At 56.5% G+C, this 14,280-nt stretch carries 11 protein-coding genes; 4 read left to right on the plus strand and 7 right to left on the minus strand.

Annotated features, from left to right (window positions below; genetic code table 11):
- Positions 1–1,131 (plus strand): hypothetical protein, encoded by a 1,131-nt coding sequence (locus DXY10_RS04680; RefSeq protein ID WP_136989059.1) that lies wholly within the window; start codon positions 1–3, stop codon positions 1,129–1,131.
- Here DXY10_RS04680 and DXY10_RS04685 read toward each other — a convergent pair whose 3' ends face one another.
- The 7 genes from DXY10_RS04685 to DXY10_RS04715 all read right to left on the minus strand — a co-directional run bounded on the left by DXY10_RS04685 (position 1,132) and on the right by DXY10_RS04715 (position 9,873).
- Positions 1,132–1,998, minus strand: a complete 867-nt coding sequence (locus tag DXY10_RS04685) for a sulfotransferase (protein WP_115016662.1) — start codon at positions 1,996–1,998, stop codon at positions 1,132–1,134.
- Positions 1,995–4,133, minus strand: coding sequence for a selenide, water dikinase SelD (gene selD, locus DXY10_RS04690; protein ID WP_115016664.1), 2,139 nt, complete (start codon positions 4,131–4,133; stop codon positions 1,995–1,997). The genes DXY10_RS04685 and selD overlap by 4 nt, the downstream gene beginning before the upstream one ends.
- Complete coding sequence (locus DXY10_RS04695; RefSeq protein ID WP_115016666.1) at positions 4,114–5,505, minus strand: hypothetical protein; 1,392 nt, start codon at positions 5,503–5,505, stop codon at positions 4,114–4,116. The genes selD and DXY10_RS04695 overlap by 20 nt, the downstream gene beginning before the upstream one ends.
- The gene (galE, locus tag DXY10_RS04700) at positions 5,502–6,542 is read right to left on the minus strand and encodes a UDP-glucose 4-epimerase GalE (RefSeq protein ID WP_115016668.1); all 1,041 of its coding nucleotides are present in this window, start codon (positions 6,540–6,542) and stop codon (positions 5,502–5,504) included. The genes DXY10_RS04695 and galE overlap by 4 nt, the downstream gene beginning before the upstream one ends.
- Positions 6,543–6,552: 10 nt before the next feature.
- Positions 6,553–8,325 carry a Wzz/FepE/Etk N-terminal domain-containing protein gene (locus DXY10_RS04705; RefSeq protein WP_244281932.1) on the minus strand — a complete coding sequence of 591 codons (1,773 nt, stop codon included), beginning with the start codon at positions 8,323–8,325 and terminating at the stop codon, positions 6,553–6,555.
- Positions 8,325–9,554 carry a polysaccharide biosynthesis/export family protein gene (locus DXY10_RS04710; RefSeq protein ID WP_244281933.1) on the minus strand — a complete coding sequence of 410 codons (1,230 nt, stop codon included), beginning with the start codon at positions 9,552–9,554 and terminating at the stop codon, positions 8,325–8,327. The genes DXY10_RS04705 and DXY10_RS04710 overlap by 1 nt, the downstream gene beginning before the upstream one ends.
- A gap of 94 nt (positions 9,555–9,648) precedes the next feature.
- Positions 9,649–9,873 carry a hypothetical protein gene (locus DXY10_RS04715; RefSeq protein WP_115016672.1) on the minus strand — a complete coding sequence of 75 codons (225 nt, stop codon included), beginning with the start codon at positions 9,871–9,873 and terminating at the stop codon, positions 9,649–9,651.
- A gap of 960 nt (positions 9,874–10,833) precedes the next feature.
- On the opposite strand from DXY10_RS04715, the gene gmd reads away from it, so the two are divergent.
- Genes gmd through DXY10_RS04730 form a run of 3 tightly spaced genes read left to right on the plus strand, consistent with a single transcriptional unit; the run spans position 10,834 to position 14,280 of the window.
- Positions 10,834–11,937 carry a GDP-mannose 4,6-dehydratase gene (gene gmd / locus DXY10_RS04720; RefSeq protein ID WP_115016674.1) on the plus strand — a complete coding sequence of 368 codons (1,104 nt, stop codon included), beginning with the start codon at positions 10,834–10,836 and terminating at the stop codon, positions 11,935–11,937.
- Positions 11,934–12,902 carry a GDP-L-fucose synthase gene (locus DXY10_RS04725; protein WP_115016676.1) on the plus strand — a complete coding sequence of 323 codons (969 nt, stop codon included), beginning with the start codon at positions 11,934–11,936 and terminating at the stop codon, positions 12,900–12,902. Before gmd ends, DXY10_RS04725 begins: the two co-directional genes overlap by 4 nt.
- Positions 12,903–12,918: 16 nt before the next feature.
- Positions 12,919–14,280, plus strand: a complete 1,362-nt coding sequence (locus tag DXY10_RS04730; protein ID WP_115016678.1) for an oligosaccharide flippase family protein — start codon at positions 12,919–12,921, stop codon at positions 14,278–14,280.

A 14,280-nucleotide genomic window follows, 5' to 3' on the forward strand; every position in this document is an offset into this window, starting at 1 on the left:
GTGAGACGTCTCCGCCGTTTGGTGCAGAGGGTGCTGGCGCGGTTGATTCGGTTGTTGCTTCCCACGGATCCTCAGCCCATCGATCCCAGCATTGGTGCCGACGGAGGCAACGGTTTCGGCGCTCGCAAACTGTTGCGCTCCAATCTGGCGGCTGGATCTGGGCCCGAGACGCCATCTGCCTCTGCCTGTCTGGCCGGGGTGCAGCTGTTGACCCGGTTTTGCGCTGTCGAGCAGCCCTACTGGCCCAGTTTTCTCGAGCACTATCACCAGTTGGGGGTAGGACGCGTGCATGTTTGCGTGCAAAACGCCACGGATGAAGCGTTGCTGCAGGTGTTGCCGACGCCAACGGGTCTTGCGTTGCACGTGCATCGCTTGGACTCCCAACTCACTCCAGGTCATGCCTGGAAGCACTTGGATCTGGCACCTCTGGCCGCCTTAGCCCCGTTCACGATGCTTGTGGACTGTGATGAATATGTGCAGCAGATGCGTGCTGGGGTGTCGGTGGCGCAGCTCTTCAGTGTGTTTCCTCAGGCTGCACAGCTTTATCTCCCCTGGATGATGCGGCCTGTGCTTCAGCCTGATGACCATCAGTGCGGTGGCTATTGGGGCCACGTCGGTAAGCCGATTGTGCGCTCGGAGCTGATGACGGCGATTGCGTCTGACCACAGCTTCAAGGTTGGTCATGCCGATCCTCGTTTTGCTTCCATGCCCGTGGGCCTATTTGGCTTGGTGCTGGTGCATTACTGGAGCCGTAGCTTCCGCGATTGTCTGCTCAAAACTTTCCAGAATCGCTTTGATGATGCCAAGAGTGCCGACCGGGCGCTGGCTTTGCCATTGATTCGTGCGGGTGAGCTGCCAATTCGGCTGCGCCTGCTGGCTTATTTGATGTTGCAACAGGGGTATCTGCCCACACCTGCTTCACCGTTGATGTCGATGGATCATGCTGCAGAAGAGCGGTTGCTTCGCGCGCAATTGTCTGACGGGGAGGAAGAGCAATGCCGGCAGTTGTTTGAGGACTATTGCTCTTTATTGCGTGCCAGGTTGGATGACTATCCTCTCTATCCAGCGGTGACGTTGCTTCAGATGGCGCGTCTGTTGCCTCCTCTTGCGGTATTGCGTTCTGCTCGTTGATTAGGTGTTGAAGATGAAGCGACTGCTGGGCCATCGTTCAAGGATCTCCTCTCCGAAGTGGCGTAAACATCCCGTGTAAACGTCTCGATAATGTGATGCGATTTCGGCCTGGAGAGCTTCGCTGATGAGCTTGGTTTTTGGTGAGGCGTTAATCCGTTCGTTGGTCTTGGCGCTGTGGAGATCGAGATCAAGGAACGTGCTGAGCTTGATCAGGCTGGCCTGCTCAAAGAGGGATTCATAGAAGCCGCAATGGAGGGCATCTGCAGGAAATGCAGACCGCAGTGCTTGCAGAGTGAGGTGGTATTGGCCTTTGGTGGAGAAGCGCGGGTGGCGGTAATGCAGTGCGAGGGCTTCTTCTTCTGAGCTGCACTGGTTGACGCTGGCCATCTTTCCGTTGGTACGCAGCATCCGTACCTGTGACCACACTCTTTCAACAGGATCCCGCATGAGAAATATCACCTTCACGGTAAATCCTTGCTTGTTGAGGTGTCGTTTGGCTCGCTTGAAGGTCTGTCGGCTGAGATTGGAGTAGTGGGGGGACATATCTCCTGTGGCCTTGATTTGTGGATGGTGATTCATCAGCCACTGGAAATAGCGGTAGTAGGCTCTTTCGTTGTGAAGAATCAGCCGGTGCTTGGCGGCATCATCCAGGTGGCCAAACTGCTCAGAGGCTGATGGTCGATCAAGTGATCGATGCTGAAGCTGCTGTTGCAGCTGCTCCCGCCAGCGTCGATCGCGTAGGGCGCGGTATTCCTTGCAGAAGCCCATGTCAACCAGGGGGTGCTGCTGCAGTTGATGGTGCAACCAGGAGGTGCCGCACTTTTGGGCGCCCACCCCAAGAATGAATGTCTTGCCGTTGCCCGTCATCTCTGCATGGCTGTGCCAATGGCTGTCCAGCCTTGGTTGATCAGCAGATTGGCCGCAGCTGGTGAACAGCTCACGAGGAGAGGGCCGCAGGTTTGAGGGTCGATCAGAAGTTCCAGGTTGGTGAGGTCGGCGCTGGTGTCTGACGACTGGCTCCCGGTGGTGAGGGTGACCGTTTGCTCCAGGCTTGACCAGGCCTGCCGGTTGGACGGTGCGGTGGTGCTGTTGATGCCCTGTGCCAGCAACTCTCGGACCCCATCAAAAGCCGGAATCTTGCTGATGGCCAGTTCCACCTGGATGGCGTCACTGGCGTCAACCATTTCGTTGAGATGGCCCAGCAGGCCAAAGCCAGTGACGTCGGTGCAGGCGTGGATGCTGCCAGGTTCTTCTGCATTCGCCTGCCGCAGCTGAATCAGTCGATGATGCTGGCTTTGGCTGAGTTGTGCCAAGGCTTGATCCAGCCATGGCCCTGGGCAGCGTCCTTGCATGGCCGCGGCAAACAACACGCCTGTGCCGAGGGGGCGGCTGAGCAACAGTTGGTCACCGCTGCGAATGGGACCCTTGCGCCAGGTTGGTTGATGCGGGGCTGTGGCTCCGATCACGCTCAGGCTCACCTGCAGGTCGAGGCCCACAGGTTGGTTGCTGGCTTGCCGCGACTCCATGGTGTGGCCCCCAAGCAACACTGCGTCTTGCTCGTCGAGGGCAGAACGAATGCCAGCCAGGGTCTGACTCATCAGCTGAATCTGGCTGGCCTGGTCGGTGACCGGAAGTGTGAGAAGCGCCAGGGCGCCAGACACTTCAGCGCCACTAGCCCAGAGGTCGGAGCAGGCATGCAGCGTTGTCAGCCGGCCATTCAGCCATGGGTCGGAGAGGAGCGCTGGAAAGCCATCCACGGAGGTGAGCAGTGTCGCCTTTTCGCTGTTACTGCCGATGACTTGAGCATCAGCCGGCTCACTGCCAAGGCCTGCGACTCCCGCTAGTTGCAGCGCTTGCTTGAGGGGGGAGGCTCCAAGCTTGGCGGCGCAGCCGCGGCACGCCATGCCGCTTGCCGCCTCGCCTTGGCTATCCATCCCACTGGCGGGAGTGGTGAGCTGTTGAAAGTTTTGGATGAAGCGGCGATCGAGATGTTGCTTCCATCGCCAGAGCCAAGGATGGGGGCCTATCAGGGTGGTGCCGACCTTGGCCCAGGCGATGTCTTGCTGATTCGAAGTGTGGGTGCCCAGCAATTGCAGGGCTCGCTTCTGGGGTGTCCAGGTTCTGAGCTTTTTGTCTTCGATGAAGCGCTTCAGATTGGAGGCAAGGACGGGTGCGGCTCGCACGGCATACACCCCTGAAGCCTGTCTGGGCTGGTTATGAATGGAGGCGCAGTCACCCGAGGCAAAGAGCCAGGGATGATCGAGGTCTTGCAGGGTGGAGTGGGTGAGCACGCGCCCGCGTGAATCGCAGCGCAGACCAATGGCTTGAAGCCAGCCTGGGGCTGCGGCACCTGTGCAAAGCAAGGTGTTGGTGTCATCGGGCGCTGGTGCCTCAGTGAGGGTGACGCCAATGGCCGTGAGGGCGTTGGCCATGCGCACGTCGAGTTGGTGATCGCCGCGGTGCAAGGAAAGAGGCCGGCTTGGCCACCGACGCCGCAGCGCAAACATCACCTCAATTGCGGCCAGTCCTGCGCCGACAACGTGAAAGGTTGTCTGGTCGCGGTTGAGAGATTGATCCTGTTGATTGAGCGCTCTGAGTAGTGGCCCGAGGGGTTTGATGGGGATGGCTGTTTTGAAGTGTTGCCTTGGTGAAATAGCGCCTAAGTTGAGGCTGAGGATGTCAAAGGCAATCGCGGGTCGATTGCTGAGTTGGAGCACTTTGCTGCTCAGATCGATGGATTCAGCATCCGCCTGGATGAAATGAACGCCGGCTCGATCGGCAAGGCTGCGCACATTGATGGAGGTGTCTGCTAGGGGGAGTTGCCCTGAGAGGTGTGATGGAATCAAGCCTGAATAGAGCGTGCTGCTGCCTGAACTCACCAAAGTGATCAATATTTTGGGTCGCGACTGCGGCCGCATCAGCCATTGCTTGAGCAGCAGGGCGTGGGTGTGGCCTCCGCCAACTAAGACAAGGTGAGGTTGGCTAGAAACCGATGCTGGCACCAAAGGTCCACCTGTATTGATCAAAGTCTTCTCTGAGTTCCTGGCTGCCAGCAAAGCTGAAGCCCCAAGTCAGGCGTATTGGAATGCCCCCTGTGAGATTGAGAGACGCAGATAATGTGGTTGCTGTGCCGTTGTATTCGGTGAAAATACCAAAATATTCATTGAAAACTAAGGCTGCAGTTCCGATCGGCCCCCAGCAAAGATCGGTGTCTCGTTGGAAGTTGGGTTCAGGTCTGTTTTGGACGTTGTTGATGCAAGCGAAGCGCAGGGGATTGTCGTATTGAAAAGCTCCTGTGCCTAGGCCTCCATTCGCAATCACCAGTGGATAGTCCTTGCCTTGGTTGCCGAGCCACCAGCCTTTGGTGGCCATGAGATAGATGTTTCGGCCGGTGTCAGTGTTGTCATCCCATTGAATCAGCTGTTCGGCGCCGAAGGCGATGCCACCGGTGTCGCCGATCGCGCGAGCAACGCGGAAACCTGTCGAAATACCGTCTGTGATGCCGGTGCTGCCACCGGCGATGTTGGGATTGCTTTGCAAACTACGAAAGGAGGTGTTGAGCCCCACACTCCAATTTTCGGTTTGTAAGAGGTTCGCGTGCACGATGCCTTCGCCATCGCCTTGGCCGAAGTCGAAGAAGTTGTCGTCTCCTTTTTGGCGCCGGTTAATCGCTTGCACTGTTGCATCGCCAAACCAGCGCCGGCTCCACCTCAATCCGTTGGGGACACGCCAACCAATATCAGGCCCCACCAATCCATCACCAAAGGCAATCGAGCGATTGAGCGCTTGAAGAGGCGGTGGCGGTGGCGGACCGGGAATCACACGTGGCGGCATGGCCTCTTCCTGGGCGATCACCTCAGCTGGTGGCTCTTCGCTTGAGCTAACAGTGGAATTGCCTGATGACTGAACGTCTTCGATCCCAGCGAAGGTGTCAGTGTTTTCAGGCGCGAGCGGAGCAATGGTGTTTAGTAGCACTTCCCAGACGATGGCGGTTGCTGGGCCGTTGTGGGATCCATCAGCCGCGACGGATGGGGTACTGGGCAGTGGCTCCCACACCACTTCGGTTGATCGTGATGGATTGGTAGTCGGGGAATCTGAAGCCTCTGGATCGGGTACCACCTCCCACACGATCGGTTGGGGTGCAGCTGGCTGTGCTGTTGCGTTCGATTCAAAAGGACTGGTTGGGACGTTTGTCGCTCCACCATCGACGGCGGGCACCAGGATCTGCAGCTGATCCGCTTGCTCTTCGGTGACGGGCTCCCAGATCACTTGTGCCTGTGCCTGCCCTTGCAATGGCGCTGCAAAGGCAAGGGGAGCCAAGCCGCCTAGCAGCCACAGGCGCTTGGACTGTGAAGGGAGTTCTGACGCAGTCATGGCGCCTCCCGGTAGCCCTGGGGATTGGCGGATTGCCAGGCCCAGCCGTCGCGGCACATGTCGGCGAGGGAGCGTTTGGCACTCCAACCAAGAACGTTGGCCGCTTGCTTTGGGCAGGCTTCCAGTTTGGGCACATCGCCGGGGCGGCGCTCCACCACTTCGTAGGGGATGGTGATGCCTGTGGCGGCTTCAAAGCCATGCACCACATCCAGCACGCTGAGGCCTTGGCCGGTGCCGAGGTTTAGCGTCAGGCTGAGGGGGGCGTCTGACTGCAGCAGGTGATCGACGGCAGCGGCGTGAGCTTCCGCCAGATCCATCACGTGCAGGTAATCGCGGATGCCAGTGCCATCGGGGGTGGGGTAGTCGTCGCCAAAGACCCTCAGCTTCTCCAGCCGGCCTGCAGCGATCTGGGTGATGAAGGGGAAAAGGTTGTTGGGGATGCCGAGGGGGTCTTCGCCGATGCGTCCGGAGGGATGGGCGCCTACGGGATTGAAGTAGCGCAGGGATGCCACACGCCAGTCGCCTGTGCTTGCAAGGGCCGACAGCATTTGCTCCACCGCCAGCTTGGTTTGGGCGTAGGGGTGAATCGGATCGGTGGGGGTGGTTTCAGTGAGAGGAAAACTGTCGGGTTCGCCGTAGACGGTGCTGGTGCTGCTGAACACCAACGACCGGCAACCGTGGGTCTCCATGGCGGAGAGCAAAGCGCGTGTGCCGCTTACATTCACGTCCCAGTAGTGCAGCGGATCGACGACCGATTCGACCACGGCCTTGAGGCCCGCGAAGTGAATCACCGCCTCGATCGGTGCGCCGGCGCTTGCCGCATTGGCAAACAGTTGCTCTAGCACAGCCGCATCGCGCACATCGCCTTCAATGCCCTGCAGCGAACGCCCGCTCAGCTCCTGCACTCGATCGAGCGCAACGGGTGAGCTGTTGGAAAAGTCGTCGAGTACGAGCAGTTCGTGGCCAGCCTCGAGCAGCACCACACAGGTGTGACTGCCGATGAAGCCGGCACCGCCGGTGATGAGCAGACGAGCCATCGCGCGTTCCTCAGGCTGCGTCGGGTGCTGCGAGCGCGGTGTCGAGCAACACCCAGCCGGCGACGGGGCTGCCTTGGAGGGCCAGCTGTTCGCGCAATTGACGCAGCTGTTCGCGCTTGGCGGCACCAGGGGCGGTGATCAGCAGTTGGGTGGAGGCGCTGCGGGTGGCGAGCAGATCACGGCTGACCACGAGCTCGCGGGCACTGCCCAGGGCGCGACGCAGTTCAGCGGTAAAGCCCTCCAAAGCCGCTGCATCGAGCTCACCTACGGGGATCAGCGCGACGGAGCCGTTGCTGCGCAAAGGACCATCAGCCAGCAGTTGGATCGGCGATCTCCAGGCGTCGGTCGTCGGCATCTCGTCTTGGCAGGGCAGCCGCTCCAGCAGAGGGCCGGGGAGGTCACGGCCGAGTTCATCGCTGCTGAACACGCGGCCGCTGCGGCGATCGCTCACCAGGGCACCGCCGCTGCCGAGCACCAATCCGGCGAGCAAGCCCAGAGCAAGGGTGCGGCCCTTGCGGGGGCTGACGGGTTTGTCGAGCAATGTGGGGGTGGAGATCAACTCCCAGGGGCTGGTGGCGCGGGCCTGCTCCAGTTCGAATTGCTTGAGCTGGTTCTGCAGGGTCACCAACGTGGCTTCATCGCGCAGGGCCTTCTGAGTGAGCTCGCGGTGGCGCGCCACCACCTCTTTGGGGCGGTTGAGGGCCTGGAGGTTGGCCTGGGCCAGATCGAGCTCGCCCTTGAGCAGAGCAATCGTTTGTTGGTTGATGTAGCGCACCAGGGTGTTGCGCTCCCGTTCCAGCTTCTGCACCAGCGGGTCGTTGTCTTTGAAGCGGGAGCGGAGCTCCGCCAGTCGGGTCTCCACCGACGTGAGTTGGTCGAAGGTCGACGACTTGTCGGTGAGGGAGGCGAGTTGGGAGGCGAAATAGAGAGAGCCGGCTCCGGCTTTGCTGGCTTCTTCAATTTGGATCTGCAGCGCCTTCACCTTCTGCTGCGCGCCTGTGCGAGCCGCTTCAACGCTGCCGCCGCTGCCCCCCACCGTGGCACCTTTAGTGGATCCATCTTTGGAGACACCAGCACCAGACACATTGCCGGCGAGGGGCAGGCCATCGAGCAAGCCGAGACCGTTGGCGTAGCCGTAGTCCAGGGCGACGCGGGCGCTGGCCTCCGCCTGGGGCTTGATCGTGTTGATCTGCTCGTTGAGGTAGGCGATCAAATTGCTGAGCTCGCGGGCTCGGCCGCGGTTGGAATAGCCCTGGTAGGCCTGGGAGATCATTTTGGTGATCGGCAGTACCAGTTGCTCGTTGGTGTCGCGGAATTCCACGTTGAGCACCGAAGTGCCTTTTTCTTCTTCAGCGGTGATCGCTGACTTGGCCCAGTCTTGAAAGCGCATGCCTTTTGCCGCTTCAGGCGGCTTGCGTGCCTTTACGGCATCGAAGACGGGGCGCAGCACCGAGGGGCTGTTGAGGATCTGCACCTCGGTGGCGATCGAATCATTGGCACCGCCGCCACCTAAACCCGCAAGGGCCGACAGAGCAGGGTTCTGGCTGAGAAGGGCAGCCGCGCCTGACTGGTTGTTCTGCTGGTTGAGAACGATTTGGAACTCACCTTGATAGACAGGCTTGGCCGTGAGCAGGTAGAGCCCGGAGAGAACGAGGCCGAGGGCACCACCACCAGCAATCCATTGCCAGCGGCGCCCCAGGGCACCAGCCACTTGGCGTAGATCGATTTCGTCGTCTCTAGCTGGGGAGGCGGCCAGGGGCTGCTCGGCGGGGGCGGTGGTCATCACTGGAAGTCGCGGAACAGGCTGTACACCGAATAAACGCCAACGGCAGGGCCCGTGAGTTCGTTGAGCACGGTGACGGTGGCGGAGAGGGGCGAATCGTTGACGCGCACCACATCACCGGCCATCAAAATTGGATTTTTGTAGGACCCGGCAGGGTTAGCACCACCCACGAAGAATTTGCGTTGGTCGGTTGTTCCATCGCGGTTGAACCGGATGAACTCCACCTGCCCACGGATCAGCTTCTGACCGCCAGCGGACGCGAGGGCTTGATCGAGAGAGGCCCCCTGGGGAAGAACTTTGGAACCGGGGGCGCGAACTCGACCGGTCACGAACACCTGGACGAAATCAGGGCTGAGATTGGTTTGACCAGCCTTGATGATTTGCTCACGCAATTCCACAGGAGATCGTGCGACCACCACCGTGTCGCCATCAAAGAGGCGGATGTTTTGCGACTCGTTGCCCTCTGTGATTAAGGTCAGAAAATTGAGCTTTGTGCGCATCTTGCCGCCGCCGCTGCTTAGGGGGCGCTTGCGAGTGACCGACACCTCACTGAGCTTGGAGAAGGGGGTGACGCCACCGGCGGTGCGCAGGGCATCGAAGACGGTGGGCAGGCGCAGGGCTTCATTCACCTGCACGCCAAGAATGCGCGGCCCAATTTGGTTGGCCGGGTTGCTGGTGATGCCCGCAGTGGTTGCCCGCCCAGCAACTCCCACTTGCCCTGTGGCGAGATTGGTGGCGCCAGGGTTGGTGGAAGTTGTGGCTTCTTCCAGACCCACGACCCCCTGTTTCCCCGAGAGGTAGTAATACCCAGGCCGGGCCACTTCACCACCGATGTAGACGCGGATCGGCCGGTAGGCGGCCGGGCTCACGAACACCTGGGGGTCGCGCACGTAGGCGCTGAATTGCCGGGTGAGGAAGTAACGCAGCTCTTCTACGGTGAGTCCCTCCACGACAAGGGAGCGCAGCCGCGGCAAATAGAGGGTACCGTCGGGGCCGATGGTAAAAACTCCGGAATATTCCGGAATATCCAGCAGCTCTACCACAACGGCATCGCCTGGACCGAGGATGTAGGCGTCTTGGATCGGGGCGTTGGGGATCGGTCTTGCCGCTCCTTCAGGTGCCGGAGCGGTGATCGTGACGGTTTCGGTGACCTGAAGCGTTTCCTGTTCTGGCAGCTGAGTTTGCGCGAGCCCTGCTGGCCAACTTCCCGACAGCGCAATCAGAGCCATGGCTGGGACCCGGGCAGAACGCTGGAGAAATCGACTGCGCTGATTCATAGGGGCGAGGTTATGGGATCGATGCGACAGGCCTTAGCGTGGGTGGTCAGGCCCTGGGTTGGCTGCTGCGTTGGACTGCTTGGCACCAGCCAAGGTTGTTGAGAAACCACCGCACAGTGGACTCCAGACCCTTTTCAAACGTGTGGCAGGGGCGGTCGCCCAACATGGTGATCAGGCGCGCGTGCGGAGCGCCCTGGGGACGCAATTGATCAATCAGGGTGTAGACCGACTCCATCACTTGGTGGTTCTTGCGTTCCCCGCTGCCTCTCACGCAGTAGCTGGCGCCTCCACGTGATCATCGCCATACAGCGGAATCGGCTCCCCCACCGCCTGGCTGTCCTCCAACAGCTGAACCACCGCCAGCTGCAGTTGCAGGCATCACGACTTCCCGTTAATGAAGCATCGGCGCTGCAGCGGTCCTGGCTCTGCAGCCATCCAGCACCCTGCGCAGCAAGGCTGAGATCCCACGGGTCACCTCCGTTCAGGCAACGCTGCAGCAGCTTGCTATCGAGGAACCTGCTCTAACGCTGGACTTCTGTCGTCTCAGCCTCTGCAGTGTCGTGTTGCGCCGATGCGGCGTGGCGGTCAGGCCAGTTTGTACCATTTCAAAGCCTTGTTTGCCCATCCTGATACGCAGATTGTGGAGCTCAGAGCCTTTGTTGTTGAACTGGCCATTCAGTGGCGCGCGAACCATGGGCTGCGGTCGCCTGATGCTCTGTAGGCGCCTTGTTGCCTGCAACGGGGGTCTCATGCTTACGGGTGATGCTTGCTTTCAGCGTGTCCAGTCATTGCAAGTTCGCCTGATTGCTTGCGCTTGCTGCAGTTCCCAGACTTGTGATGGTTGAACTGCGCTAAGGGCTAAGACTTTTCATGTCAAAATTATGGCACGATTTCGTGCCTATTTCAATACGTAGTCGTGTCATTCTCTCTCTGTGGCGCCTTGGGGCGCACTGGTTTTTTCCTTGCGGGTGGCGATGGATCCGATCCATGGCAAACTTCGCCCTTCCTCTGCGGTTGAGGCGGTTGAGCTCCGCTCCCGTCCACTGTTGTTTCAGCAGTCCTGGTGTGTCCATGTCTGGGTGGCTTCAAGATGAAACGGTTGCCATTTATTGCTGAAAAGTCCCCTTTGCCAGATGAAGCTTTCGCGTGATGATCTGAAGCTGTTTTGAACCTCCTACAGGCTTAAGCCTGAACCCCTCAATTACATCCACACCAATTCCTCATCACCCCCATGCCCACACCCCTGCCCAAAATCGCCCTGATCACCGGCATCACAGGCCAGGACGGCAGTTACCTGGCGGAGCTGCTGCTGGAGAAGGGCTATCAGGTGCATGGGATCAAGCGGCGCGCGAGCAGCTTCAACACCAGCCGGATCGATCATCTTTATCAAGACCCCCACGAAAGTGATCCGCGACTGGTGCTCCACTACGGCGACCTCACCGACAGCACCAACCTGATCCGGATCATCCAGCAGGTGCAGCCCGATGAGATTTACAATCTCGGCGCTCAAAGTCATGTGGCGGTTAGTTTTGAGAGCCCGGAATACACCGCCAACAGTGATGCGCTGGGCACGCTGAGAATCCTGGAGGCCGTACGGATTCTGGGACTCACCGAAAAAACGCGGATCTACCAGGCCAGCACCAGTGAGCTCTACGGCCTGGTGCAGGAGATTCCACAGAAAGAGAGCACGCCTTTCTATCCGCGCAGCCCCTACGGGGTGGCCAAGCTCTATGCCTACTGGATCACGGTGAACTACCGCGAGAGCTATGGGATGTACGCCTGTAACGGGGTGTTGTTCAACCACGAGAGCCCGCGCCGAGGGGAAACGTTTGTGACGCGCAAGATCACGCGCGGTCTGGCGCGGGTGGATGCCGGGCTCGACGAGTGCCTTTACATGGGCAATCTCGATTCACTTCGCGACTGGGGCCATGCCCGGGATTACGTGGAGATGCAGTGGCTGATGCTGCAGCAGGAGCAGCCTGAGGATTTCGTGATTGCCACCGGCCGCCAGGAGAGCGTCCGCCGCTTCATCGAGCTCACGGCGCAGCAGCTGAGCTGGAATAATGTGTTGTGGGACGGCGAAGGTATTGCTGAAGTGGGCCGCCGTGGTGACACCGGTGCTGTGGTGGTGCGCATCGATCCGCGTTATTTCCGCCCGGCGGAGGTGGAGACTCTGTTAGGTGACCCGAGTAAAGCTAAGGACAAGTTGGGCTGGACCCCGACAACCACCCTTGAAGAACTTGTTGCTGAGATGGTGGCTACCGATGTTGAGGAGGCCAATAAAGAGGCGTTTCTTAAGCGCAAGGGTTTTGCTGTGGTGGGGGCGCGGGAATGACGTTGATCAATCCTGATGATTGTTTTGCGATTTTCGGCGCCCGGGGTATGGCCGGCAGCGCCATCAGCCGGGCTTTGGAGCACGCAGGTTACCGGCAGCAGTTGAGACCTAGCCGACAAGAGCTTGACTTGATCGATCAATTAGCTCTCCAACGCTGGTTCGCTGAGAACCAGCCTACCGTGGTAGTTCTTGCCGCAGCGAAGGTAGGTGGTATTCACGCTAACAACACATACCCGACCGACTTTCTGCTGGAGAACCTAAAGATCCAAACCAATGTGATCGAAACGGCCTGGTGTTCGGGGGTGCGGCGTTTTTTGTTTCTTGGTAGTAGTTGTATATATCCCAAATTTGCAGAGCAACCGATCCAAGAAGAAGCCTTGCTTACCGGGCCATTGGAGCCCACGAACGAGTGTTACGCGATTGCCAAGATCGCCGGCATCAAGCTATGTGAAGCCCTAAGTAAACAGCATGGCTTTGATGCAATCAGCCTGATGCCTACCAACTTGTATGGTCCGGGCGATAACTACCACCCCGAAAATAGCCATGTACTTCCAGCGCTGATCCGTCGGTTTCATGAGGCGGTGGAAGCCAAGGTTCCCACGGTAACCTGCTGGGGCACAGGCACTCCGCTTCGGGAGTTTCTGCATGTGGATGATTTGGGGGAAGCATGTGTTTTTGCATTAGAGCATTGGGTGCCTGGTCCCAAGGATCCCTCTTTTTTAAACGTCGGTACAGGAATTGATATGACAATTGCGCAGCTTGCTAAAGCTGTTGCTGAGGCTACCGGTTTCAAAGGGGAAATTAGGTGGGATACATCCAAACCTGATGGCACCCCTAAGAAACAGCTTGACGTGAGTCGGCTGGCCCGATTGGGTTGGCGATCACGGATCTCTTTGGCAAATGGCCTTGTCAGTACTGTTGCTGAGTTTCGGAAGCAGTTTATTCAAAAATCGTCGCGTTTATAATTGATTAATTATTTGAGTGATAATTTCTGTTGTTTGGGGTCAAATTACTAATAAGATATATATGCTTAAAAGATTTATCCCTTCTTCTGGCAAATCAAAGAGTCTTGTCTCTCGCAATCACTCTTATTGGCTTGCACTTGATAGATCAATTAACATATTCTTCTCCTTTTGTTCTTCAGTATTGCTTGCAAGGTCATTAACAGTTGACAGCTTTGCATTTTATAGTTTTTTAACTGCTATCCTGACTATAACAGTTTCCATTGGCAATCTAGGCATATCAAGCCTTATTATAAAAAAGATAATCTTATTTAAGAGTAAGTCAGAAGAAGTAGTGGAAATCTTTTTTAAAATTAAAGTAATGATATTTTCGCTTATATTTATAATTTCCTTAGGCCTGATTAGCTTATCAGCACTTTCAGCCCATGAAAAAATAACTGCTTTCGTTTTTTCATTAACCTTATTAGCAAGACCTTTTGATATATATTCAATATGGTTTAATGCTAACTTAAAAGGTGCAAATATTTTTCTCGCTAGATCAACTGGTTCTACAATTGCACTAATTGCCAAAATCTTTCTTTTTGCAGTCAAATCTTCTAACATAATTTATTATAGTTTAACTGAATTGCTTAAAAATGTAATATCATCCTTTTTCTTTCTCGCTCAATCCAACTTCAAAAATAAATCAGGTCTTTTCAAAATAAACTTTAGCGCTATTAAAGCACGCGTACTTTTAAGGGGAACAGCACCATTAGCGCTTTCAGCATTTCTTCAATCAATTTACTATAGAGTCGATCAAGTTATGTTGGGCTCATTTGGCAATACTAATGCCCTTGCGAATTATACAGTTTCGGCTCAATTTAGTGAGATAACATTATTCATTCCAGTTGTATATGTCGCCTCCTTTTATCCTATGCTTATTTCACTTAATAGAGACAATAAAAAAGAATTTATAGCTTTATTTAGACAACTTTTTAATAAGCTTCTCTATATAGGCTTGGCAATGACTGCAGTAAGTATTGTTTTTTCATCCTTTTCGCCTCTTTTATATGGACCTAATTTTTCAGAGGTACTAAGTCTCACTAGCTTGTTATCTATATCTTGCATATTTATAGCAATAAGAGCTGGTATATCAAAGTGGTTAATTATAAACAATTTAATAAAAATTTCCACTTTAAGTCAGGCATTTGGTGCAATTGCTAATATCATTCTTAATTCTATACTTATTCCAAAATATGGTGCTTACGGAGCCGCATTTGCTACCACTGCTTCTCATTTAATAGCCAGCTATCTTGTCTTCATAGTCCTACCTGTTAGCAAGGAGCTCAGGTCCATTCTATTAAGTGCTATAATTATAAATCGCAAATATGTGAGGGCATGA

Source organism: Synechococcus sp. UW140 (assembly GCF_900474295.1).
GTDB lineage: Bacteria > Cyanobacteriota > Cyanobacteriia > PCC-6307 > Cyanobiaceae > Synechococcus_C.